Below are 23,202 nucleotides of genomic sequence, written 5' to 3'. Positions count from 1 at the left end.
ATCTCATTTAAAAATTTAAATCTCTATAAAGGAATTGTGCTCATGCAAAAGAAGTTTGCACTCACAAATGAAACGCGTGTAATTAATAATCATACCCTTTATCGCATTAAAGCATTAAAAGACTTTGCTGATGTTAAGGCTGGTGCCTTGGGTGGCTTTATTGAAAAGGAAGATAACCTCTCTCATGATGGCAATTGCTGGGTGTATGATGAGGCTCTTGTGTTTAAAAATGGTCACGTTTATGAAAATGCAAGAGTTTTTGGCAATGCTGTCACTTGTGGTCATATCTATGGTCATGCGCGGGTTTATGACAATGCTATCATTGCTGGCTATGTTTATGATAATGCCCATGTTTATGGCAATGCTGTTATTTCTGATAATTCCCATGTTTATGGTAATGCACATGTGTATGGCAAGGCTATTATTTATGATAATGCCTATGTTTATGACAATGCTAGGGTTTATGAAAATGCTCGTATAGCAAATAACGTACATGTTTATGAAAATGCCAATATTCATGGCATTACTGTTATTCGTGAAAATGTCGGCGGGTCTACTAAAATAAAAACCTATACTGAACGTCTCTCTCCTTATGGTGAATTAGAGATTGTCTGGGTCTAATTAATAAAGCAGCGGCGGGCGCGGCGGGGGCGCCTGCTTTCTAAGCAAATTTTCCATTTCAAATTTTAGCAAATGTTTATCACATTAAATTGTGAGGGTATCTCTATGTGCAAAAAATATGAATTAACCAGTGAAATCAAAAAAATCAAACATGCTCTTACTCGAAATATTATAAACCTTTATCGCATTAAAGCTTTAAAAGATTTTGATGATGTACAGGCAGGGTCTTTAGGCGGCTTTATTGAAAAGGAAGTTAACCTATCCCATGATGGTAATTGCTGGGTGTATGATGAGGCTTGTGTCTATGGTCATGCAAGAGTGTATGAAAATGCAAAAATACGCCATTTTTCTCAAGTCTGTGGTCAAGTTTATGGCAATGCTGAGGTCTATGGAAAAGCTTTTATCTCTCAATATGCTAAAGTTTATGACCATGCTTTTGTCTATGGCAATGCTCATGTTTATGGCAATATTTATGGTAATGCTCATGTGAATGGTAGTGCCCGCATTCTTGCTGATGCTCATATTTATGATCATGCGCATGTTTCTTATGATGCTACGGTTTTTAGTTATGCACGCGTTTATGGTCATGCCAAGGTTTCTGGCTTGGTTTGCATTTATAGCCATGCAAAAATTTATAATTATGCTGTTATTAATGGTCGTGCTAAAATTTATGGCAAGGTTTATGGAAATGCTTGTGTGAGTGGCTCTTGTGAGATTTATGGCTCTGTTTATGGCAATGCTAAAATCTCATATTGTGCAACGATCTGGGGGCGTGCTTATGGCAATGCAAAAATCAACAAAAAAAGCAAAGTAAGGTTGGTTCCAAAAAATTGTGAGGTTTATGAAAGGGATAATGTTGTCAATATAACTGATAAAACAGAATAAAAACAGGTATGGGGGGCGTGCATTCTTTATGGTTATAAACGCATATAAAATGCATTGCTATAAACATATCATAAAAGAGAGAGTAACATAAAAAAAGCCGTGTCAAATGATATGACGCGGCTTTCAAATAGCGTTTCTTATTGATTAAAATGAATCATCCACAATGGAGTAATGAATGCATATATACAAAACGTATCATATTGCAAGCGCTCTATTAGAGATATGAAAACTTATCAAAAGAAACGTAAATGGTGCGTATGATCTTTAATCACTCATTTGAATGAGAGAGCCTATAACGCTTGTTATGGCTATCAAACGTATCAAACAAATCAAAATGCTCGGTAGCTTTAACAATCCAATCAAAAGCAAATGCATATTCAATAAATATCTGCAAAAAACGTTCTTTTTACATTTGGAAGCGTTGGTTTTTACAAAGCAGCTTTTCATAAGATAAATAAACAATTATGGTTTTTTGTTACCATTTTTATCAAGTCAATTTTATTAATAATAGTTATTAAAAAATCACAAAATTAGAATAACCACTTGAAAATATACCCATATGGGTATATTAATAATCATGAGTAAAATAAAACGTATCATATGGCTTGGTTCTTCACTCAAAGATATAAAAAGTCTTCCTGATCTTATTCAACAAAGGATTGGTTATGCTCTTTATCTTGCTCAGATAGGAGATAGAGGAGAAAATGTTAAGGTTCTCAAGGGGTTTGGATCTGCCAATGTTCTAGAAATTATTGAACGCGATATTCAAGGAACTTATCGCGCTGTTTATACGATACAATATAAAAAATCTCTTTATGTGTTGCATTGTTTTCAGAAAAAATCGACCCGTGGCATTGCAACACCAAAACCAGACATTAATCTGATTAAAGAACGTCTCAAGTTAGTAGAACAATTAGAAGGGAATTAAAATGATCAATGTTTTTCACGGTAGTTCCAATGTTTATGCGGATCTTGGCTTTTCAGATTCCAGAGAGATGCTTATCAAAGCGCAACTTGCTCATAAGATTAGTCAAATTCTGAAAGAAAAGAACTTAACACAAAAACAGGCTAGTCAACTTTTGAAAATGACTCAACCAAAACTGTCTAAACTCTTAAGTGGAGAATTTCGAGGAATTAGTGAAATGAAAATGCTTGAGTGTTTGGCAAAATTGGGAAACGATATAAAGATTATTGTTAATCCGAAAGAAGTTAAAACGCTTGAAGGACATTTTGAAGTTGTTTTTTCTTCTTAAACTTCTTTATGATTAGCTTTTTTGGGTCTATTCATGCATGGCAATCTTATATAAAAAATAATCAAATGAATCACGTATAAAAGTGTGGATTCTTAAGTGGATTCATATAAAATAATTACAAACAAACTATTGACTTTATTGTGTTTTTATATATAATGCGTTATTATCATCGTACACATTCTGGTATCCTAGCACTCCATTTTTACCAGAAACGATAGTGTCATAGGCACTGCTTCTTACCATCTCACCTTTGATATCAGACTTTCCTGAAACAAACTGCTCACCACCGTAAATTTTACCCCCTTCAGCTTTTCCCCCATCTTCAACCTTTTGTTTTCCCCCTTTCTTAACTGTACTATCCTGTGAAAGACCCTGTGTTCTAATAAGCTCAGTGCCGCCTCTTTGAATTGTTGTATACAAGCTAAAACCACCGTGATAAACGGAGATCTTTCCACCGTCTTTAACTGTACTACTAATCGAAGTTTCTCCAGTGCTTTCAACTTTCTCACTGTTACTATCAAAGCTAGGATCAGCAATCGTAACAATCATTCCCTTTTCAATTGTGCGTTCTGTGAGATCATTCGATAATGAAGCTATAGCAGATGGTTGCAAGCTAAAATCAGAAAACAAAGAGGTATTTGTCTCATCAAGAGCATAATTCGCATCTAAATACCAAGTTTTACCATTGCTCTCATTTTTTTTATGTTTCAAACTGTACATGTAAGTTCCGGCATCAATAGCTTTGATTTTTTCACCAAAAGTGTTTGCCAGAGTAAAATAAGCGTTTCCACTATGATCAGAAATTAATTTAAACCTTTTGTGGGAAGGGGGTGTGACCTCCCCCCCAGAATCAATAATACTTACTGTATGATAACCTGAACCACTTTCTTTAATGACAAGATAATCACTAAGGTGCTTGGCAAAATTGACATTAAAATTGAAATGTAAAGAACCTGAAAGATCATCAATATTAAGCTGAGAATAATGCTTATTAGTCCCTAAAGACGTAAAAATAACTCTGCCACTTCCCGTTAAATTCTGGACATTAACCTGAGGTTTTTTGCTGTTATCTTCAGACGCAATAATGTATAGTTTGGTATCTTCTCCATTTAAATTAAGATTGTCTACTTCCGTAACAGCTTCACCATTTCCAGCATAAAGATAGAGGTTGCCAAAATCATTAACATTTGTATCCTTATCTAATATTGCACCAGCAAAAACCCATGATTGTGCTTGATGATTAATTGTTAGATTATCCACGTATCCAGAATCATATATCTTCTGAGTAGCTCTATCGTATAAAGTAACTTCGCTCGCATTCCCTCCTGCTAAGATATTCTGCGCACCATTTTTAAAAAGTTCTGTACTCAGTGCAAAAGCCCCTTCATTTATTGTAAAATCCTCACCCTCTATATCAGTATCTTCTGCAAAGCCGTTATTAGAATTCTCTTTACCATCAAGATTCTGGACACCTCCTTTCATAACCTTTGTGTCAACAGCCATCCCACCACTATAGACACTTTGTAGTCCTAGCATTCCATTTTCAGCATAAATTTCGGTGTTATAAGCACTACTTGCCTTATCTTTTCGCGACAAACCAGATCCAAGGCTTCCCTTACCAAAAATAATCTGCTCGCCACCATGGATTTGAGCCCCTTCTGCATTTGCACCACTCTCAACAATTTGTTTACCACCTTTTTTTACAGTGGCATATTCCGAACTGCTCAAGTTTTGTACAACCTCAATCCCACCATGCTCAATTGTTGTATCTCTACTAACACTTGCTGCATCAATGTAGAGTTTTCCCCCTTCTCTAACCGTATTATTAATGGAATAAGCTGCATCTTTATAGTTAAAGCTATTTATTACAGAACCTTCAGAGTCACGGTTAGTAATATAGATCGCAGCACCATCGCTTATTATTGAATTTGTGAGGACTTCAAAGAATAGCTTTTCTAATCTCTTCCTTTCCTCTTCTGAAAGATCACTTCCTTCTACTGTCTGTTTATTCTCTATCTTTTTTGATTCCCCCTTTTTTTCTTTTAGTCCCCTCACTTCCGATAACAACTTTCTTGTCTCTTCTAGGTGTTCACTGACACTTACTGGTGTTAATAACTTTTCTTTTGGTGTCGCTACTCCATCTGCACTCGCAATCTTGACAAAAAAACCACTGGTTATTAATACACAAAAACTTAATTTCAATTTGCGTTGCATTATTCACACTCCATAATTTTAAATTTAAATTCTCCCATTTAGAAAAAAGTGCATAGACCAAAACAACTCAATGCAATTGCTCAACCTCATGTTTTTTTAAGATAACAAAGCATTCGATGGATTAAACTCTGACAGATCAAATATACATCATGTGTTTTAAAATGCATGCACAACTAAAAGATTTAATTTGTTTTAGATACACTTTAAAAGTGTTATAATTGCATCCATGAAAAATATTTTTAATATTTTAAGACACTAAACACCGATCTACGAATAAGATTGATTCCTTAATAGATAAAAATAGCATTAAACTTTAAAGGAAACAGCAATGTGAATGAGAGCTGCGTTTATGTCCACCTATTGCCATCTTCTACAGCATTTAAAGCAGTGTCTTTATTTTATTCAATATGGATAATATATAGACCACTTATTCATACTCATCAGTCCATAATCATTGTTCTAATATATCACGAAGTGTCACAATATTGACTCGACACTGATTTGAAATTTCTATAGTTATAGTCAGTTAACTCGTCATTTGATTTGTCATATACTGAAAGGGACATTCTATTCATGTCTATAAACTCAGAAATGAAAGCTACAAGCAACAGAAATTCCCCTCGTCGCATTTTGTTTGCAAGCCTTATTGGCCCAACAATTGAATTCTTTGATTTCTATGTCTTTGCCACTGCCGCAGCTCTCATATTTCCTCATGTGTTTTTTCCAACACAAAATGATCAGATTGCCATTTTACAATCTTTCCTGATCTTTGGAGCGGCCTTTTTTGCTCGGCCCTTTGGATCAATTGTTTTTGGACATTTTGGAGATAAAATTGGAAGAAAAGCAACACTTATTGCTTCTCTTCTCACAATGGGGCTTTCAACAGTCATTATTGGTTTTCTTCCTACTTATGAAACCGCTGGATGGTTTGCCCCTTTCCTCTTGACCTTGTGCCGTATTGGACAGGGAATGGGATTAGGAGGAGAATGGGGAGGAGCTGTTTTGCTCGCAACAGAAAATGCCCCTCCAGAAAAGCGCGGCTGGTACGCGATGTTCCCCCAATTGGGTGTTCCAATCGGTTTATTTTTATCTATTGCCGTTTATTTAGGTCTGTTGCATTTCCTTGATCATGAAGAACTTTTAGCTTGGGGATGGCGCATTCCTTTTATTGCTTCAGTTGTTTTTATGATTATAGGATTATGGGTCCGTCTTTCAATCAATGAAACTGTTCAATTCAAAAAAACTCTTGAAAGTAAAGAACGTGTCAAAGTTCCTATCATCGATGTCTTTTTAAAATGTCCACGAATCCTATTTCTTGGAATATTTTCTGGTATGGCAACATTTGTTTTGTTTTACTTGGTCACTGCATATTTGTTAAGCTACTCAACAAACCATCTGCAATTGCCATTTTATCAAGCTCTTCAAGTCGAAATTGTTGGTGCTATTTTCTGTGGAATTTTTACTGTCATCACTGGAAAACTCGCTGATCGTATTAGACGTCGAACTTTGATGATTTGGGTTACAATCATCACCGGTATCTATTCTTTTGCAATTCCTTATTTCTTAAATTCTGGAGTTATAGGAGTCCTTGCAATGTCTGTTATCGGTTTGTCTATCATGGGGATGATATACAGTCCTCTTGGTGCTGTTTTGGCTTCACCATACCCAACAGCAATTCGATATACTGGTTCTTCTATTACTTTCAACTTATCGGGTATCGTAGGAGCCTCTCTTGCGCCTTATATTGCAGAATATCTGGTACAACATTTTGATACATCTTATATCGGCTATTATTTGCTTCTTGCTTCTTTTATTTCACTGATTTGCTTCGTCGGATTTACAGATGATGAAATATCCAACTAAAATATAATAAAGAAGAATAAAATAAGTACTGGCAGCAAAAATGCTGCCAGTTTCATTTTTAAAGACAGGGGTTGAGGTATTTTCCACCACAATATTCCCGCGAACAAGGTACTCAAAAAGAAAAATAAAAAATCTGCAATATTGCTTATATAAGAAACAGCAAACATTTCTGATAAGATATGCGTTGTCCCCAACCATGAAACGCAAAAGAAGGACAACATCACAGCCCATAAAACAAGCAAAATTCGATCAATAATCATCATTATGGCGTTTCATTTTTTTAATTATAGTCCATATATTTAACATGCCTAAAAGAAAAATCACAATAAAAACCCAACGCCCTCCCCCTGAGCCTTCCGTAATAAAAAGTGTAGGATTTACTATTCCCAGTAATCCTATAAAAATCAGAACAATAGATACGAGACGCATTAAACCTGTTTTTCCCAGCGACGATCTTCAGTCTGTTGCCAATACGTTAAATTATGATTTTCCATTTTATATTTTTTCCACTGTGCACGAACGAGATTCAACTGCTCTTCACTTCTACCATCAAATATCACGACAAGTCGTTGATAAGCATCAATATCCGAACAAACAGCTCCCTCTATGAGAAAACGAATCTTTGAATCATTCGGATTTTCTTGTCCTGTCGTAAGAAATACAGGCTGAAAGTTTGGATATTGATCACACTCCGTTCCATGTCCAATAAATGATTCATCAGTATAAACCCATAAATGTATATCTATAGAATCGCGTTGTTCTTTACTCACACACTGTATTGTTACTGTACCAAAACGAGCCAATGCACGCTCCACAAGCGTCGGCAAAATATCCTTCAGCGTTGACTGCGTCAAATGATAGAATAAAATATCCAATCTCTTAAGCCTTCATCATTCTTTATAAAAAAGCTAACATCTTTTAAAAAAAACTTCTATATCCCTAATACAAAGGAAACGGTTCAAGATATAAACCCTCTTTTTTGATTGAGATGCATCATCTTTTTGCACGTGTCTTTAAAAGACAATAATTTTTATTTTCAACGTTAATAAAAAGTTTTTTAAGTTATCTTCTAGATTCTTCTAGTTTCTTTGTAGACTATAGTTGAAAATAAAATATAATGTACGGAAAATTTAAAGAGGACCTCATAGGCAATTTTATATTATTTATTTGGTAAAAATATCCAATTCATGAAAGGATATTTTTTCAAACTTTATTACATTTTAACCGAAAGCAGTAAGAATATTTGCTATCGATTAAAAACTGAGGATTTTCCCCAATTTATGCGTATTATTGAGTTCTACATCCTGAAACGTGTCCTTGTTTTGTTTAGTTCTGTCATGATTGCAGCAGTGGGCGTTAGTTGGACTATACAAATTCTTGCACGGATAAACTTTCTCACAACAAGTAAACAAACACTCCTCACAGTCTTACAATTTTCACTCTCATTGGTTCCTTCTGTTATTTTTCTTGTCATTCCATTTGCATTAGTGATCGCAGTTACAACCATCCTCTCAGCAATGCATCAAGACTCAGAATTTGCTGTCATCAATGCCTCTGGTTTTCCTAAAAGTACTGTTTGGAAACCTATCCTTCTTCTTGCTATTGTTGCATCCTGTATCTCCTTTTCTATAGCTAATTTTGTTGTTCCTCAAGCGCGTCTTCATATGCGACAAATGCTAGCAAGCGCTCATTTTGATCTTATTAATCTATTCATTAGTGAAGGGAGCTTTCAAAAACTCGCCAATAACCTTTACATAGAAATTGGCGAACGAAATCCAAATGGAACACTTGAACGCCTTTTCATTGCCGACCAGCGTGATCCTAAAACTGATCTTTTTTATTATGCAACAGACGCATCCATTGTGAATAATAAAAACGGCAGTTTTTTGGTTCTCAATAACGGTGAAATAGAAAGAGTCAATCATCAAAATAACAGTGTTTCAATCGTGCAATTTAGCTCATATACTTTTAGCCTAGGAGAGTTTATCCCCAGTGATAAAACACCTACTCTTTATCCAAAAGATCGGTCTCTTTCTTATTTACAAAACCCTGACCCAAAAGATCCCTACTATCAACGAAAACCACTCCAATATAAAGCTGAATTTCACCGCAGATTAACACAATGGCTCTACCCTATTGTTTTTTCACTTATTGCATTAGCAGCGGCAGGGGATGTACGCTCCCATCGACAAGCTCGTCATTCCGCAAACCTCTCGGCAATTGCCCTTTCTTTTCTGGTGTATTGGATAGGATATTTTTTCGCAGAAAAATCAAAAAGCGATCTTGCATACGTTCCTCTCCTTTATATTATACCTATAGGAACAAGTGCTTTTGTCTTTTTTATGCTTTTAACGAATCATAAAATTGGGCTTCCCACAAAAGTTAATGAGATACTTCAAATCGCTTTTCAAAAAATAATGAACAAATTTGAACATCGAAAATCTCAAGATTCCTCGGATAAAATATCATGATTGGGTGGACACTTGGACGATATTTTTTTATACGTTATCTTAAAATAACTTGTTATTTCTTGGGAAGCATTTTTGTTCTTGCTCTTTTAATCGATTTCACAGAGAATTCCGGTAGGCTATCTTCCCTTCCGCATTATACAGCAAAAGATGCATTTTTCCTCTCTGTTTTACGCATCCCTTTTATCATGCAACAACTTATCCCTTTCATTGCACTCTTTTCTGCAATGGCAACGCTTATCTCGCTCAACAAAAAACTTGAACTTGTGGTGACTCGTTCAATCGGTGTTTCTGCATGGCAATTTCTTATGCCAGCTTGTTTTGGAGCTTTTCTTTTAGGATTATTTTCAATTCTTCTCATTAATCCACTTGCTGCATGGGGATTTTCTCAAGCAGAAAAAAAGATGACTGAATGGCGCAATCACAATGTACTAACACCTCTTCACAATACAAGTATCCACTGGTTAACACAACGTACAAATTTAGGCAGAACAACCATTGGTGCTAAATCTATCACCGATCAAGGACTTTCTCTTCTCGATGCAACCTTTGTACAATACAATGACAATGCAACCGTTAAAAATTGGATTAACGCCCCAAAAGCAACCTTGACTAATGGATTTTGGCAATTAACAAATGGAACAATCTATAAAATAGGGCATCCTCCTGAAAAATTTACCGTGTTGCAAATAAAAACCAATCTAAAACCTGAATTTTTAACGGAACGTTTAGTGAATCCCGCAACTATTCCATTTTACCAATTGCCAAAAAAAATTATGATTGCACGTTCATTTGGCTATTCTGCTAATAATTTTGATATGTATTTCCAATCTTTGATTGCATTACCGGCATTGCTTGTGGCAATGACCCTCATTGCAGCAACTGTATCTTTAAATTTTACACGTTTTGGGCAATCTAGAATGTTGATTCTTGGTGGCATAATAGCTGGGTTTATGCTTTATGTTATTTCCGTACTTGTTCAAGCTTTTGGTAATGCTGGATATATTCCACCAATTATTGCAGCTTGGACACCCGTTGTTATTGCGTTATTCTTAGGAATCTCTTTTTTACTTCATAAAGAGGATGGCTAAGTGAAAGCATTAACACTTAAAAAAACTATTTTAACAAAATTAAGTGCTCTCGCTTTTAAAAGTGTTGTGGGGGTTATTTTAGGAGGTGCTTTATCTTATTGTGCGCACGCTCAAAGCCTTCAATCTCCTTCTCAAAGTCGCATTCAAAATCCGGAACCTCCTCTTTTGCTCTCTGCGGATGAACTCATCTACAATCGTGATGAAAACACTGTTTCTGCAAACGGTAATGTCCAAATCGAATATGATGGCAATAAAGTTATCGCTCAAAAAATTATTTACAATCAAAAAACAGGACGGCTTATAGCACAAGGGAACGTTGAAATTACTCAAAAGGATGGTAATAAAATTTATTCCAACCAAATTGATATGACCAAAGATCTTGGCGAGGGTTTTGTAAACGCCTTACGTATTGATACAGCCAACAATGTTCACTTTTCAGCCCAAAATGCTACACGCAAACACAATCACATAACAGTCTTTGAAAATGCAACCTATACAGCCTGTGAACCTTGCTCTTATAAACCAGATCGAGACGTCCTATGGAAAATTAAAGCAAGAAAGATCATATGGAATAATAGCGTCAAAAAAATTCGGTTTGAAAATAGCAGTTTTGAAGTTTTTGGTGTACCGGTTATAAAATTTCCAAATTTTGAGATCTATGATCCAACTGTCAGGCGTGCTAGCGGTCTGCTTACTCCTCATTTTTTTTATACTGATTATCTCGGTATGGGGATAAAGAATTCTTATTTCTGGAATCTCGCCCCCCATTATGATTTTACCCTTTCTTCTACGGTTTATACCCAACAAGGGCTTTTAACCGAAGGGGAATGGCGTCAGCGTTTAAAAACGGGCCGTTATAACATTCGCTTTGCTCATATATATCAAATGAAACCGCATAGATTTGATAATGATACGATTGATGCCCAACATAAAAACCGTTATATGCTGGCGACAAAGGGGGATTTTCGTATTAACTCACACTGGACTTATGGATGGGATATTCTTGCACAATCAGATCGGCATTTTAGTCGTGCCTATAAACTTGAAAACTATAACAATCCTACACAACTTTCTCAGATCTATTTGAATGGTCTTGCAGGAAAAAATTATTTTGATATGCGTTTTTATCATTTTAAAGTTCAAGATTCAATACTGAATGATCCTCATTATGAACGTCACTCTCGACAAGCGTGGGTCTTACCACGCATCGATTATTTTTTCACACCAGATGAACCCATTTATAATGGAGAGCTTACCTTCCATAGTAATATACAATCAGTTTATCGTCGCCATGCTGACTTCAGTTCACCCGACCAGAACGGAAACCCTCTCAACACAGTAAGACTTTCTGGTATGGCTGGAAATAGTTTGCGTTTAACAAATGAGCTTCAGTGGAAAAAGCGCTTCAACACGCACAATGGACTCATCTTAACCCCTCTTCTCTCTCTACGAGCTGATATCATTACAACCAATGCAAGCAAAAATCATACAGATTCTATAGAAAACAATGCCTTATCCGCAATTCATGGTTCAGCAATTCGTGGCATGGCAACAGCAGGGTTGGAACTACGCTATCCCTTCCTCATTATAGCTGATCATTCTACACATATTATAGAACCAACTGCACAAATTTTTATACGCAATAATGAACAATATATTGGACAAATTCCTAATGAAAATGCTCAAAGCTTTGTCTTTGATGCAACCACTCTCTTTCAACGAGACAAATTTTCTGGTTATGATCGTGTAGAAGGTGGTACAAGAGCCAATATAGGTATAAGATATTCTGGAAGCCTTAATGATAATTGGTCTCTTTATGGTCTCATTGGACAATCCTTTCATCTAGCAGGAAAGAATTCTTTTGCAGAAAAGGACTTTATCAATGTCGGTACTCATTCTAGCTTAGAGGCAAAACGTTCAGACTATGTTGCAATGTTTGGTACAACCCATAAAAGTGGTTTTTCCTTAGAAACGCGTGGACGCTTTGACAAAAAAACAGGGAAAATCCGCCGTAGTGAAATCGAAGCATCACAAAAATGGCAAAATTTTTGGGCGGCTCTACAATATGCCTATATCGCAAAGCAACCAGATTATGAATATTCTCAAAAGCGCCAAGAAATTTCTTTTCAAACAGGACTTAAATTGGCAGATTATTGGTCCATTAATAGCAACGCCGGTTATGATTTAGTATCTGGTACATTTATAAAGCGAGGAATTAGCTTGAGTTATATGGATGAATGTTTCGGGTTAACATTCGGTTATCAACAGGTAACGAATCCAGGCAGGAAAGCACCCTTGCAAAACTTTAATTTCTCTCTTTCATTGCGTACGATTGCAGATATCGGAAAAAAGATAGATTAATTTATAAAGGGAATGTATCAGTCATTTAACTTATCATTGTTTTTATGAAAGAAAGCGTGTATTTTAAGTTGTTGATGAGAATTAATAAACAATGCGAAAGCCTATTTACATGAATAAATTGAAAAAGCGTTTTCTTGCTTTATTTTATATTGCATCTTTGAGCGTAAGTAGCCTGCTAATAAATGGATTTTTGATTCCGACAGTCTTTGCGCAGACTTCTATTGTTGTTACAGTTAATGGCAACCCCATCACAAATTATGATATACAAAGACGCCTTGCTTTTCTCAGGTTACAACAAAAGCAAAGCAATTTGGTGGCACAGGCTAAAAAAGAGCTTATTGACGAAAAGCTAAAAAATATTGAAATAAAACGTCGTAATATTGAAGTAAGCAATGATGAAGTTGATAGAGCTTTTGAGAATTTTGCGACACAAAATAATATGACGATTGATCAGCTCAACCAGATTCTGATCCAAACTGAGATCACTGTGCAACACTTTAAAGATTACATCCGTGGACAAATAGGATGGGGGCGTCTTGTTAGTGCACGCTATCAAGCTGAAACTGGTATGATTAGCGAACAAGAAGCTGTACGCAGAATATTAAAAAATGGTGGTGTAAAACCTTCAACCAACGAATATACATTACAGCGAATTGTTTTTGTCATTCCTGCACATCGTCGTTCAGAAATCTTTGAAAGACGTCAAAGAGAAGCAAGTAATTTTCGCGCACATTTCCGTGGATGTGCCAATGCTCACAATCAAGCAAGAGGTATTTTAGACGTTACTATCCGCCACTTAGGAAAGTTTCTGGAGCCACAACTTCCTAATGCATGGGAACAAGCTATTCTTGAAACGCCTGCTGGAAAAATGACAAAATTACAAGAAACATCTGATGGAATCGAAGCAATTGCTGTCTGCAAAATAAAAAGAGTTTCTGATGATTATGTCGCTCGACTGATATTTTCTCTTCAAGATAGTAAAAAAAGAAGCCCGCAAAAACTTGAAGAATTAAGCGAAAAATATTTAGGAGAACTGCGCCGAGTGGCACGCATTCAAAATTCATAATGGCTGCTCTTATTGTTAGCGGTGGTGATCCTGCCGGAATTGGTCCTGAAATAGTACTAAAAGCGTGGAATTTGCGTGTTACGCGCCAAATTCCACCTTTTGTACTTCTTGCTGATCCAGATGTTATTCGTTCGCGCGCTCGTTTTTTACAGATTGATGTTGAGGTGCAATCTGTTTTAATCAATAATCCTGCAAAAAATTTTCAAAACGCTCTTCCTATCATACCGTTAAAAAACAAACAAAGTGATCAATTAGGTATACCTTCATCGAAAAATACAGCTGGAATTATTGAAGCAATTAAACGCTGTGTTCAATTGATTCAAAATGGCCATGCATGTGCACTTATCACTTGTCCTATTGCAAAAAAGAGTCTTTATGATGCCGGTTTTCAATTTCCAGGTCATACAGAATTTTTAGCCGATTTAGCCCATAAAGCTTTTCATAAATGTTATCATCCAGTTATGATGTTAGCAGGACCCCGATTAAAAACAGTACCAATAACTGTTCATATTCCATTTAAAAATGTTCCTTCACAGCTTACCCGTGATTTAATTATTCAAACGGTACTTATTACTGAATATGACTTAAAAACACGGTTTAAAATAACATCACCCCGACTAGCTGTTGCTGGTCTTAATCCTCATGCTGGAGAAGGAGGTGCAATGGGAAAAGAAGATATTGAAGTTATCACTCCTGCTATTGAATATCTTAAAAAGAAAGGACTCAATATTACAGGCCCGCTGCCTGCCGACACAATGTTCCATGAATGCGCAAGAAAAGCATATGACGTTGCCATTTGTATGTATCATGATCAAGCCCTTATCCCTATTAAGACATTAGACTTTGATAGCACTGTTAATGTCACGTTAGGTCTACCTTTTATTCGCACGTCTCCAGATCACGGAACTGCTTTTGACATTGCTGATAAAGGGATAGCCTCTCCCGAAAGCTTTATTGCTGCTCTTAAACTTGCAAATCAACTTGCAAAAAATAGTTTAAACCCATGCCAATAGATAATCTCCCTCCTCTGCGTGAGGTCATTGATATATACGGATTACAAGCGCATAAATCTTTGGGGCAGAATTTTCTTTTTGATCTTAATTTAACATCTAAAATTGCTCATCAAGCAGGCAATATAGAAGGAAAACCTGTTCTTGAAATTGGTCCAGGTCCTGGAGGTCTCACACGTGCCTTGCTAGCAAAGGGTGCCATTGTAACAGCAATAGAACGCGATGAGCGCTGCATACCGGCTCTCTTAGAAATAGAAAAACACTATCCTAAAAAATTAAAAGTTATTTGTAATGATGCACTGAAGCAAGACTTCTCAAAACTCTTTGAAACAAGCCCAGTAAAACCTCGCATTATTGCAAATCTTCCCTATAATATTGGGACACAACTCTTATTAAATTGGCTTTTAACTGAACCATGGCCTCCTTTTTATGAATCAATGACATTGATGTTTCAACGTGAAGTTGCCAAACGGATTACAGCTAAACCTCAATCTACTCATTATGGACGTCTTAGTGTCTTAACTGGCTGGCGTACCATTGCTAAAATTGCTTTTGATGTCCCCCCTCAAGCCTTCATACCAATACCTAAAGTAACGTCTTCCGTTGTTCATATTATTCCGCGAACACAACCTCTTTCCTGCTCTGCACAAAAACTAAGCCTCGTCACAAAAACCGCCTTTGGGCAAAGACGAAAAATGCTTCGTCAAAATCTCAAAACACTTGGAGGTGAAGTGCTCTTAGAAAAAGCTGGAATTGATGGAACGCGCCGTGCTGAAACGCTCTCGGTTTCTGAATTTGTAATTTTAGCGCATCTAGTGCTCTAAAAAATGCACTTTGTGTTATAAAACCTTTTTTAATCACAACATTTATCGATTTTTTCAGCAATAAGCCCATCAACAAAAGAGCCAAGATAAGAACAACGCTCACGTTTTACGGTTTCAGCTAAATAAATTGATTTAATAAAAGATAAAGACTGATCTAAATCTTCGTTAATCACAACATAATCATAAGAACGCCAATGCTTTAACTCCGTTCGTGCATTTTCTAATCGCAAATTGATGATATCTTGACTATCTTCTGCTCGACGATGTAAACGCGAAACAAGCTCTTTCATTGATGGTGGAAGGATAAAAACAGATACAGTGTCTCCTAGCATCTTTTTTTGTAGCTGCTCGGTACCTTGATAATCAATATCAAATAACATATCATGGCCAGCATTCAATGCGTTTTCAACAGTTTCACGTAAAGTGCCGTAATAATTTCCGTGAACTTCTGCCCATTCAATAAATTCATTTCTATCACGCTTATATTCAAACTCTTCCTTTGAAATAAAGTAATAATGAAGCCCATCTACTTCACTAGGACGCCTTTTCCTTGTGGTCATACTTACGGAAAGCTCTAATTGTCCCTCTTTTAGAAATAATCGAGAAATTGTTGATTTTCCAGCACCTGAAGGCGAAGAGAGAATAAATAAAAAACCGCGGCGTTTATTCATTTTTATAGTACTCAATTTACTTTCAAAGACTGTCATTACATCACTCTACTTTGTTCATAAATGTTTCTCCAAAATTTGAATTATACATTATCTCAACCTATCCCCTAATCAATGTGTTTTCTTAGAAATTCTCAATGTTATTCTGCTCTTTTTTGAGATAAGGTATTAGCAGTATATTCACTTCTTTCTTAAATATTTTTATCCATACGCTAATCCCACTTCCCACTTGTGACAGACAAGAAAATAATTTTTTATCATTCTCATAAAAAGTTTAAATAGAAAAATTTTACTATATTTGAGATTTTCATTTACGATGCAAAAAGATGTGTTATCACTATAAATTCAATGTCTTGCCTTTAATTCTCGCCACTTGCGAACATTCATATTATGTTCTTCTAAAGTTCGAGAAAAAACATGCCCTCCTGAACCATCAGCAACAAAATAAAGTGCATCACTGCTTGGTGGATGTGCCACCGCTTTCAAAGAATCTCGACCTGGATTTGCAATAGCCGTTGGGGGCAAACCATTAATTTTATAAGTATTATATGGTGTTTCCTTCTCAAGATCTGAACGATAAATCGCACGACCGGATGGTTTTCCTTTTCCTCCGAAGAGACCATAAATTACTGTTGGATCCGATTGAAGACGCATATGCTTTGTAAGGCGGTTATAAAATACCGCAGCAACCATTGGTCTTTCTGCTGCAATTCCCGTTTCTTTCTCAACAATTGAGGCTAATATAACAAATTCATCAATTGATTTAATAGGTAAACCAGGTGAACGCGTAGCCCATATAGCATGAATTAATTTTGTCTGTCCTTCACGCAATCTATTTACAATCTCTTTACGCGTTGTCCCCCGAATAAAACGAACCGTATCCGTCATTAAACAGCCTTCTGGAGGCAAAATTTTTGGAAGGTCTCCAATCAAAATTTCATTCGCAGCTAATCGATCGAAAACTTGCTGAACCGTTAAACCTTCAGGTACTGTAAATGTATACTCTATAGATTTTCCTTTCACAAGAATATCCATAATATCCTGCATCGAAGCATGAGCTGGAATTAAATATTCACCAGCCTTCAGATGCGTTGTTTTTTGGTGATAACCAACCCCATAAACAAAAATATCTGATGATCGAATGAAACCACGTTTTTCTAGCAATGAAGCAATTTCACGAATTCCGGTACCAGGATGGATAAGAACAATTTGTTCTTCCTCAATTTTTCCCTTTTCTTCAAAAATACTTTTTCCAATATAAAGAGGAATACTTATGGCAAAAAGAATAATCACAATCAGCATAAGAAAAAAATGACCGAGAATGACCAACGGATTACGGACGATAGATGATTTCTTTCGTTTTTTATGTATTAACATGTCATAACTATCTGCTAAATGATTCGAAGAGGAATCACTTACGTCCTTTAATGATTTTTCATTTTTCACATCGGACATAACCCCTCAATAGCAATTAAGGATAATATTATAATCTCTCATTCACCTTATAATAAAGTAGGAAACTCAAAAGCAGAAATTAAATAAAAATACTTATTATCCCCTAAAACGTCGCATCACCAACGATGCATTTGTCCCACCAAATCCAAAAGAATTAGAAAGAATCGTATCAATCTTTCGTTCACGCGGTTTGTGTGGTACAAGATCGATTTTTGTTTCAATCGATGGATTGTCAAGATTAAGTGTCGCTGGGGCTATATTATCCCGTATAGCTAAAATAGAAAAAATAGCCTCAGCAGCACCGGCTGCACCAAGTAAATGCCCGATAGATGATTTCGTTGATGACATAGAAACTTGTGGTGCATAACTCCCTAAAACACGCTCAACAGCCCCTAGCTCTATGGAATCAGCCATCGTAGATGTACCATGAGCATTAATATAATCAAGTTCACTCACATTCACTTGTGCACGCTTAAGAGCAGCTATCATACTACGCTGAGCCCCTTCACCACTTTCTGAAGGTGCTGTAATGTGGTAAGCGTCACCAGATAAACCATAACCAATAACCTCAGCATAAATATGCGCCCCTCGTTTTTTGGCATGTTCCAGCTCTTCTAAAACAACAACAGCTGCTCCTTCCCCCATCACAAAACCATCACGATCAGTATCATAAGGACGTGACGCCCGTTCAGGATCATCATTGCGACAAGTAGAAAGAGCTCTACAAGCTGCAAAACCTGCAAGAGATATCCGATTTATCGGAGATTCAGTCCCCCCTGCCACCATGACATCTGCATCACCAAACATAATCAAACGTGCCGCATCACCAATCGCATGCGCCCCTGTTGAACAAGCTGTTACAACAGAATGATTAGGCCCCCGTAAACCATATTGAATAGACACATAACCAGAAGCAAGATTAATCAAACGACCTGGAATAAAAAAGGGAGAAACACGACGTGGGCCCTTATCACGAAGCGTATAACCAGCTTCAACAATACCCTCAACTCCCCCAATTCCCGAACCAATTAACACACCTGTACAAATCTGATCTTCATCACTCTTAGGAAACCATTCGGCATCTGCAAGCGCTTGGTTAGCAGCAGCCATTGCATAAACAATAAATGCATCAACTTTACGTTGCTCCTTAGGTTCCATATACAAATCAGCATTATAGGTCCCCTCTGTTCCATCCCCTAAGGGGATACGCGCAGCAATCTGGCATGGCAAATCTGACACATCAAACTCAGTGATACGTCGGACACCACTTCTTCCTTCAAGAAGTCGTTTCCAACTATATTCAATATTACCAGCTAATGGAGATACCAATCCTAAACCAGTAACAACAACACGTCTCATAACTTCTAACCTTGAACTAAACTTCACCTCTCAAAGCTCTCTTTTCAAAAGAGCTCCGAAGAATATAGGCAAAAGCAATTTATGCCTTTGCCCTTTAGTAATCACGCAGAAGCTTTATCAATGAACTTGACTGCATCGCCAACTGTAAAAATCGTTTCAGCAGCTTCATCTGGAATTTCTACCCCAAACTCTTCTTCAAAAGCCATAACGAGTTCAACCGTATCAAGGCTATCAGCCCCTAGATCATCGATAAAGCTTGCATTTTCTACAACTTTATCAGCATTAACCCCAAGATGTTCCACGATAATTTTTTTAACGCGCTCTACTGTATCACTCATGTTGAAATCCTCGAATTTATATTTCCTATAATTTGGTTAACTATATCGGTTCATCTAATCAAGCAATAGATGCATTACTTTAAAAGATTTTAGTAATGATTTAAAATATCCTGTGGATATCCCCTACAAAATGAACCAATCTGACATTCCGACATCAATTGATTAACGACCATATTAAAGAAATAGATGCATCTATCCATTTCAATCGTTACTATCTAAAATAATACAACTCATAAATCAATGTGGAATAAAATAAATACTCATATCATTGCCATTCCACCATTGATATGGAGTGTTTGACCTGTCGTATAGGCTGCTTCATCGCTTGCTAAATAAACAGCAGCAGTGGCTATTTCTTGCCCACTTCCCATACGCTTCATTGGAATCGCAGCCATAATGGCTTCTTTTTGCTTTTCATTAAGCTTGTCTGTCATTGCAGATTTAATAAATCCTGGAGCAATACAATTGACAGTGATATTTCGCGAAGCAATTTCTTGTGCCAATGCTTTAGAAAAACCTATCAAGCCTGCTTTTGCAGCACAATAATTCGTTTGTCCAGGATTTCCCACAACACCAACAACAGATGTAATGTTAATAATTCTTCCATAACGGCGACGCATCATAGAATGTATTAATTCACGCGTCAAAAGAGAAGCAGCTGTTAGATTAACTTCTAAAACATCATCCCAGTCTTTATCTTGCATACGCACAAAAAGACCATCCCTAGTGATTCCCGCATTGTTAACCAAAATATCGACGCCATCCATTTCTCTTTCTGCAACTTCAGCCAATTGTTTAATCGATTGGCGTTCAGAAAGATTAGCGGGAAATACAAAAACATTCTGCCCTAATTCTGCCGCCACTTCTCTGAGCTTTTCTTCGCGTGTTCCATGAAGTCCAACAATGGCTCCTTGTGCATGAAAGCAGCGTGCAATTGCCTCACCAATTCCTCCCGAAGCCCCCGTTACAAGAGCTTTACGTCCTGTTAATCTAAACATTTTTTAACTCCTTATAGATTAAACGCCAAGCATGCCTAGCGCTGATTCTATTTCATCAACTGTTCCAATTGTTACCCCCTTTATATCTTTGTTAATACGACGCGTTAAACCTGTTAATACTTTTCCAGAACCAACTTCAAAAAGCGTATCAACACCATTAGCAGCGATCCATTCTATTGTTTCACGCCATCGCACCCTCCCAGTCACTTGTTGGACAAGAAGAGTAGTAATACGCTCTGGATTGCTCTCAGGTGCAACAGAAACATTGGCAATCAAAGGAACAATAGGGGACATTTTGTTAACAGTCAAAAGTGCTTTCTTCATGGCATCAGCAGCAGGTTGCATTAAAGATGAATGAAAAGGTGCAGAAACAGGAAGAAGAAGTGCACGTTTTGCACCTTTTGTTGATGCAATCTCTACCGCTGCCTCAACTGCTTTTGCTTTACCGGAAATAACAATTTGCCCACCACCATTATCATTAGCAATCTGACATAGTCCTTCTCCAGAAACAGTTTCACAAATTTCTTCCACAATGTGCTCTTCTAAACCAATTAATGCAGCCATAGAACCTTCACCAACCGCGACAGCAGCCTGCATAGCATTGCCACGAATACGCAAAAGTCTTGCCGTATCTGTGAGAGTAAATGTACCAGCAGCACAAAGAGCCGAATATTCGCCTAAAGAATGACCAGCAACAAACCTTACCTTTTCTTCTATACGAAGCCCTAATTGTTTCATCACACGAATGACAGCCATAGATACAGCCATTAATGCCGGTTGTGCATTTGCTGTTAACGTTAAAACATCTGCTGGTCCTTCAAAAATGATCTTTGATAATTTCTCACCCAAAGCATCATCAACTTCCTCGAAAACCATCCTTGCGACAATAAATTGCTCTGCAAGCGCTTTCCCCATACCAACAAGTTGACTCCCCTGCCCTGGAAAAATAAAAGCTGCACCCATTTATCAACTCCTAAAACTGTACAATTAAATTATTTTCTTTTGACCTTATTCATCCGCACAAATCAATATAAAGCCCTTTATTTAAAACGAATATCACACTTAAAATTATATTTTAAGGGCGGAATTTGATATAAAAACTTAGGAAAATAGGGTGCTATAAACTGAATAACACCCAAACTTATGAGACTTCCTAAAAGTGCACCTGCTAAAATATCAAAGGGATAATGTACACCCACAAAGATGCGCGCCCAACAGATCAAACACAAAAATACGGTGGCAAATTTAAAAGTAACTTTGTATCGGTAAAAATAAAAGTTAGCTGCATAAGATGCAATGGTCAAGGCATGATTACTAGGAAAAGAAGCTGTTGCACGATGTTGAATAAGCGGTGTCGTCAGCCCTACCACGAATGGGCGAGGATGAAAATAAAAAAGAGAAATGAGATAACCTATGAAAAGAGATGCACAAATACTCATGCAAATGCTTAGCACAACACACCGTTCCCTCTCCCCACCATAAAACCACAACGCACAAAGATGGAGAGGAATGATATAAATTAAAAACTTTGCACAAAAAATACTAAACAAAACTACAATCGACCAAGCTTGATGATTGCCGACAAACATTTCAAAGAGTGTAACATCAATCTGGTTTAAAAAGTCCATTTTTCCCTCCTTTGCCTTTATATTACAGTATTATCTTTTTGTAGAAGAAGGAAATATATCAAGATTTAACAAATCAATTTTTTATGTGCATAAACTTGCTATTTTAAAAGATAACCTGTAGATATGAAATATTCGTTGCCGGCACTTTAGCTGGAGGTTGAACGGAGGGCTGTAAAATATCAGTAGGAAATACAATGTTTCCGGCCTCCCGTGTCTCCGCTCTGAGATGTCTCGAATTGTAAACGCGTCCTTTCTTCTTTGGATTTCCAAAAAAGACAAGTCGCAGAGGCTTTGCGCTAAAACCGGTGAAATTTAATTGAAGAAAGGCAAAACAATGGCTCTTTATGAACATATGTTCCTTGCCCGACAAGACATTGCTCCGCAGCAAGTTGATGAACTTTTGAGTCTCTACAAAGGTGTCATTGAAGCGCATGGTGGAAAAGTTGGGCGTATAGAAAATTGGGGACTTCGTCCTCTTGCTTACCGTATTCGTAAAAACCGTAAAGCTTATTATGTCTTAGTCAATATTGATGCACCAGCTTCAGCAATTGCTGAAGTGGAGCGTCAGATGCGCATCAATGAAGATATTTTGCGTTATATGACCATTCGCGTAGAAAAACACGAAAAAGAAAAATCTGCTATGCTCTCACACCTTGATCGCAATAGTCACATTGGACATGATGAAGAGCGTCCTCGTTTTCCACGTCGTCAACGTGAAAATACTATAGAAGGGGTAGAATGATGACTGATACTAATCAAAACTCTGCACGTCGCCCCTTTCATCGTCGTCGTAAAACATGTCCTTTTTCAGGGACCAATGCTCCCAAAATTGATTATAAAGACATCAAGTTGTTACAACGTTATATTTCCGAACGTGGGAAAATTGTTCCTTCACGGATTACTGCTGTTAGTCAGAAAAAACAGCGTGAATTAGCTAATGCTATCAAACGTGCTCGCTTTTTAGGCTTACTTCCGTACGTTATAAAGTAAGCAATCAATATGCTATGCAACTGGAGAGTTTCTCCAGTTGCTTTTCTTATATGGTTAAAAAATAGCTTGTTGTATCCTATGTTAAGCTATTAAATGTCAAAGTTGGGGTA

Annotated in this window: 24 protein-coding genes; 13 read left to right on the top strand and 11 right to left on the bottom strand. The window is 36.9% G+C overall.

Annotated elements, in window-relative coordinates; translation table 11 throughout:
• Positions 1-42 precede the first annotated feature (42 nt).
• The 4 genes from ACFIK1_RS00710 to ACFIK1_RS00695 all read left to right on the top strand — a co-directional run bounded on the left by ACFIK1_RS00710 (position 43) and on the right by ACFIK1_RS00695 (position 2,759).
• On the top strand, positions 43-621 hold the full coding sequence (locus ACFIK1_RS00710; RefSeq protein WP_375661842.1) for a hypothetical protein: 579 nt from the start codon (positions 43-45) through the stop codon (positions 619-621).
• A 105-nt stretch (positions 622-726) separates the two neighbouring features.
• Positions 727-1,506: a hypothetical protein gene (locus ACFIK1_RS00705; protein ID WP_375661838.1), complete on the top strand. Its 780-nt coding sequence runs from the start codon at positions 727-729 to the stop codon at positions 1,504-1,506.
• Positions 1,507-2,083: 577 nt separating this feature from the next.
• Positions 2,084-2,434, top strand: coding sequence for a type II toxin-antitoxin system RelE/ParE family toxin (locus tag ACFIK1_RS00700; RefSeq protein ID WP_273783835.1), 351 nt, complete (start codon positions 2,084-2,086; stop codon positions 2,432-2,434).
• A gap of 1 nt (position 2,435) precedes the next feature.
• Positions 2,436-2,759 (top strand): helix-turn-helix domain-containing protein, encoded by a 324-nt coding sequence (locus ACFIK1_RS00695; protein ID WP_015856199.1) that lies wholly within the window; start codon positions 2,436-2,438, stop codon positions 2,757-2,759.
• 135 nt (positions 2,760-2,894) lie between these two features.
• On the opposite strand, the gene ACFIK1_RS00690 is transcribed toward ACFIK1_RS00695, so the two are convergent.
• A complete protein-coding gene (locus ACFIK1_RS00690; protein ID WP_375661837.1) occupies positions 2,895-4,973 on the bottom strand; it encodes a pertactin-like passenger domain-containing protein in 2,079 nt (692 codons plus the stop codon).
• Between the two features lie 573 nt (positions 4,974-5,546).
• On the opposite strand from ACFIK1_RS00690, the gene ACFIK1_RS00685 reads away from it, so the two are divergent.
• On the top strand, positions 5,547-6,836 hold the full coding sequence (locus ACFIK1_RS00685) for an MFS transporter (RefSeq protein WP_375634107.1): 1,290 nt from the start codon (positions 5,547-5,549) through the stop codon (positions 6,834-6,836).
• On the opposite strand, the gene ACFIK1_RS00680 is transcribed toward ACFIK1_RS00685, so the two are convergent.
• The 3 genes from ACFIK1_RS00680 to ACFIK1_RS00670 are packed head-to-tail and all read right to left on the bottom strand — an operon-like array spanning position 6,833 to position 7,711.
• Positions 6,833-7,096: a hypothetical protein gene (locus ACFIK1_RS00680; protein WP_375661841.1), complete on the bottom strand. Its 264-nt coding sequence runs from the start codon at positions 7,094-7,096 to the stop codon at positions 6,833-6,835. The two genes, ACFIK1_RS00685 and ACFIK1_RS00680, sit on opposite strands and share 4 nt — an antisense overlap.
• Entirely contained in the window at positions 7,086-7,265 is a 180-nt protein-coding gene (locus ACFIK1_RS00675; RefSeq protein ID WP_375661836.1) for a hypothetical protein, read from the bottom strand. The genes ACFIK1_RS00680 and ACFIK1_RS00675 overlap by 11 nt, the downstream gene beginning before the upstream one ends.
• Positions 7,265-7,711: a DNA polymerase III subunit chi gene (locus ACFIK1_RS00670; RefSeq protein WP_375634109.1), complete on the bottom strand. Its 447-nt coding sequence runs from the start codon at positions 7,709-7,711 to the stop codon at positions 7,265-7,267. Before ACFIK1_RS00670 ends, ACFIK1_RS00675 begins: the two co-directional genes overlap by 1 nt.
• Positions 7,712-8,116: 405 nt before the next feature.
• Here ACFIK1_RS00670 and lptF point away from each other — a divergent pair, with 405 nt between their 5' ends.
• From lptF to rsmA, 6 genes are all read left to right on the top strand, one after another.
• Positions 8,117-9,307: an LPS export ABC transporter permease LptF gene (gene lptF / locus ACFIK1_RS00665; protein ID WP_375634111.1), complete on the top strand. Its 1,191-nt coding sequence runs from the start codon at positions 8,117-8,119 to the stop codon at positions 9,305-9,307.
• Positions 9,304-10,395, top strand: coding sequence for an LPS export ABC transporter permease LptG (gene lptG / locus ACFIK1_RS00660; protein WP_375661835.1), 1,092 nt, complete (start codon positions 9,304-9,306; stop codon positions 10,393-10,395). Before lptF ends, lptG begins: the two co-directional genes overlap by 4 nt.
• On the top strand, positions 10,396-12,756 hold the full coding sequence (locus ACFIK1_RS00655; protein ID WP_375661834.1) for an LPS-assembly protein LptD: 2,361 nt from the start codon (positions 10,396-10,398) through the stop codon (positions 12,754-12,756).
• Positions 12,757-12,865: 109 nt separating this feature from the next.
• On the top strand, positions 12,866-13,822 hold the full coding sequence (locus ACFIK1_RS00650) for a SurA N-terminal domain-containing protein (protein WP_375634117.1): 957 nt from the start codon (positions 12,866-12,868) through the stop codon (positions 13,820-13,822).
• On the top strand, positions 13,822-14,835 hold the full coding sequence (gene pdxA / locus ACFIK1_RS00645; RefSeq protein ID WP_375661833.1) for a 4-hydroxythreonine-4-phosphate dehydrogenase PdxA: 1,014 nt from the start codon (positions 13,822-13,824) through the stop codon (positions 14,833-14,835). Before ACFIK1_RS00650 ends, pdxA begins: the two co-directional genes overlap by 1 nt.
• Entirely contained in the window at positions 14,826-15,656 is an 831-nt protein-coding gene (gene rsmA, locus ACFIK1_RS00640) for a 16S rRNA (adenine(1518)-N(6)/adenine(1519)-N(6))-dimethyltransferase RsmA (RefSeq protein WP_375634121.1), read from the top strand. The genes pdxA and rsmA overlap by 10 nt, the downstream gene beginning before the upstream one ends.
• A gap of 29 nt (positions 15,657-15,685) precedes the next feature.
• Here rsmA and gmk read toward each other — a convergent pair whose 3' ends face one another.
• The 7 genes from gmk to ACFIK1_RS00605 all read right to left on the bottom strand — a co-directional run bounded on the left by gmk (position 15,686) and on the right by ACFIK1_RS00605 (position 22,102).
• Positions 15,686-16,363, bottom strand: coding sequence for a guanylate kinase (gene gmk, locus ACFIK1_RS00635; RefSeq protein ID WP_375661832.1), 678 nt, complete (start codon positions 16,361-16,363; stop codon positions 15,686-15,688).
• A 306-nt stretch (positions 16,364-16,669) separates the two neighbouring features.
• The gene (gene mltG, locus ACFIK1_RS00630; protein WP_375661831.1) at positions 16,670-17,779 is read right to left on the bottom strand and encodes an endolytic transglycosylase MltG; all 1,110 of its coding nucleotides are present in this window, start codon (positions 17,777-17,779) and stop codon (positions 16,670-16,672) included.
• A gap of 96 nt (positions 17,780-17,875) precedes the next feature.
• A complete protein-coding gene (fabF, locus tag ACFIK1_RS00625) occupies positions 17,876-19,138 on the bottom strand; it encodes a beta-ketoacyl-ACP synthase II (protein ID WP_375661830.1) in 1,263 nt (420 codons plus the stop codon).
• 101 nt (positions 19,139-19,239) lie between these two features.
• Positions 19,240-19,476, bottom strand: coding sequence for an acyl carrier protein (locus ACFIK1_RS00620; RefSeq protein ID WP_004860281.1), 237 nt, complete (start codon positions 19,474-19,476; stop codon positions 19,240-19,242).
• 260 nt (positions 19,477-19,736) lie between these two features.
• The gene (gene fabG, locus ACFIK1_RS00615) at positions 19,737-20,474 is read right to left on the bottom strand and encodes a 3-oxoacyl-[acyl-carrier-protein] reductase (RefSeq protein ID WP_375634329.1); all 738 of its coding nucleotides are present in this window, start codon (positions 20,472-20,474) and stop codon (positions 19,737-19,739) included.
• Between the two features lie 18 nt (positions 20,475-20,492).
• On the bottom strand, positions 20,493-21,437 hold the full coding sequence (fabD, locus tag ACFIK1_RS00610; RefSeq protein WP_375612933.1) for an ACP S-malonyltransferase: 945 nt from the start codon (positions 21,435-21,437) through the stop codon (positions 20,493-20,495).
• Positions 21,438-21,514: 77 nt separating this feature from the next.
• Positions 21,515-22,102 (bottom strand): undecaprenyl-diphosphatase, encoded by a 588-nt coding sequence (locus ACFIK1_RS00605; RefSeq protein ID WP_375661829.1) that lies wholly within the window; start codon positions 22,100-22,102, stop codon positions 21,515-21,517.
• 334 nt (positions 22,103-22,436) lie between these two features.
• Here ACFIK1_RS00605 and rpsF point away from each other — a divergent pair, with 334 nt between their 5' ends.
• Together rpsF and rpsR are read left to right on the top strand one after the other, a co-directional pair.
• Positions 22,437-22,844, top strand: coding sequence for a 30S ribosomal protein S6 (gene rpsF / locus ACFIK1_RS00600; RefSeq protein ID WP_375612935.1), 408 nt, complete (start codon positions 22,437-22,439; stop codon positions 22,842-22,844).
• Positions 22,844-23,092, top strand: coding sequence for a 30S ribosomal protein S18 (rpsR, locus tag ACFIK1_RS00595; RefSeq protein ID WP_012754957.1), 249 nt, complete (start codon positions 22,844-22,846; stop codon positions 23,090-23,092). Before rpsF ends, rpsR begins: the two co-directional genes overlap by 1 nt.
• The last annotated feature ends 110 nt before the right edge of the window (positions 23,093-23,202 follow it).

Source organism: Bartonella sp. OC16QHHD (genome assembly GCF_042194035.1).
Classification (GTDB): Bacteria; Pseudomonadota; Alphaproteobacteria; order Rhizobiales; family Rhizobiaceae; genus Bartonella.
This window is presented reverse-complemented; position numbering and strand designations above follow the sequence as displayed.

Bases quoted from the DNA above. Each gene is read 5' to 3' on its own strand.
- ACFIK1_RS00710 (WP_375661842.1), top strand. From the start codon at position 43: ATGCAAAAGAAGTTTGCACTCACAAATGAAACGCGTGTAATTAATAAT.
- ACFIK1_RS00705 (WP_375661838.1), top strand. From the start codon at position 727: ATGTGCAAAAAATATGAATTAACCAGTGAAATCAAAAAAATCAAACAT.
- ACFIK1_RS00700 (WP_273783835.1), top strand. From the start codon at position 2,084: ATGAGTAAAATAAAACGTATCATATGGCTTGGTTCTTCACTCAAAGAT.
- ACFIK1_RS00695 (WP_015856199.1), top strand. From the start codon at position 2,436: ATGATCAATGTTTTTCACGGTAGTTCCAATGTTTATGCGGATCTTGGC.
- ACFIK1_RS00690 (WP_375661837.1), bottom strand. From the start codon at position 4,973: ATGCAACGCAAATTGAAATTAAGTTTTTGTGTATTAATAACCAGTGGT.
- ACFIK1_RS00685 (WP_375634107.1), top strand. From the start codon at position 5,547: ATGTCTATAAACTCAGAAATGAAAGCTACAAGCAACAGAAATTCCCCT.
- ACFIK1_RS00680 (WP_375661841.1), bottom strand. From the start codon at position 7,096: ATGATTATTGATCGAATTTTGCTTGTTTTATGGGCTGTGATGTTGTCC.
- ACFIK1_RS00675 (WP_375661836.1), bottom strand. From the start codon at position 7,265: ATGCGTCTCGTATCTATTGTTCTGATTTTTATAGGATTACTGGGAATA.
- lptF (WP_375634111.1), top strand. From the start codon at position 8,117: ATGCGTATTATTGAGTTCTACATCCTGAAACGTGTCCTTGTTTTGTTT.
- lptG (WP_375661835.1), top strand. From the start codon at position 9,304: ATGATTGGGTGGACACTTGGACGATATTTTTTTATACGTTATCTTAAA.
- ACFIK1_RS00650 (WP_375634117.1), top strand. From the start codon at position 12,866: ATGAATAAATTGAAAAAGCGTTTTCTTGCTTTATTTTATATTGCATCT.
- pdxA (WP_375661833.1), top strand. From the start codon at position 13,822: ATGGCTGCTCTTATTGTTAGCGGTGGTGATCCTGCCGGAATTGGTCCT.
- rsmA (WP_375634121.1), top strand. From the start codon at position 14,826: ATGCCAATAGATAATCTCCCTCCTCTGCGTGAGGTCATTGATATATAC.
- gmk (WP_375661832.1), bottom strand. From the start codon at position 16,363: ATGACAGTCTTTGAAAGTAAATTGAGTACTATAAAAATGAATAAACGC.
- mltG (WP_375661831.1), bottom strand. From the start codon at position 17,779: ATGTCCGATGTGAAAAATGAAAAATCATTAAAGGACGTAAGTGATTCC.
- fabF (WP_375661830.1), bottom strand. From the start codon at position 19,138: ATGAGACGTGTTGTTGTTACTGGTTTAGGATTGGTATCTCCATTAGCT.
- ACFIK1_RS00620 (WP_004860281.1), bottom strand. From the start codon at position 19,476: ATGAGTGATACAGTAGAGCGCGTTAAAAAAATTATCGTGGAACATCTT.
- fabG (WP_375634329.1), bottom strand. From the start codon at position 20,474: ATGTTTAGATTAACAGGACGTAAAGCTCTTGTAACGGGGGCTTCGGGA.
- fabD (WP_375612933.1), bottom strand. From the start codon at position 21,437: ATGGGTGCAGCTTTTATTTTTCCAGGGCAGGGGAGTCAACTTGTTGGT.
- ACFIK1_RS00605 (WP_375661829.1), bottom strand. From the start codon at position 22,102: ATGGACTTTTTAAACCAGATTGATGTTACACTCTTTGAAATGTTTGTC.
- rpsF (WP_375612935.1), top strand. From the start codon at position 22,437: ATGGCTCTTTATGAACATATGTTCCTTGCCCGACAAGACATTGCTCCG.
- rpsR (WP_012754957.1), top strand. From the start codon at position 22,844: ATGACTGATACTAATCAAAACTCTGCACGTCGCCCCTTTCATCGTCGT.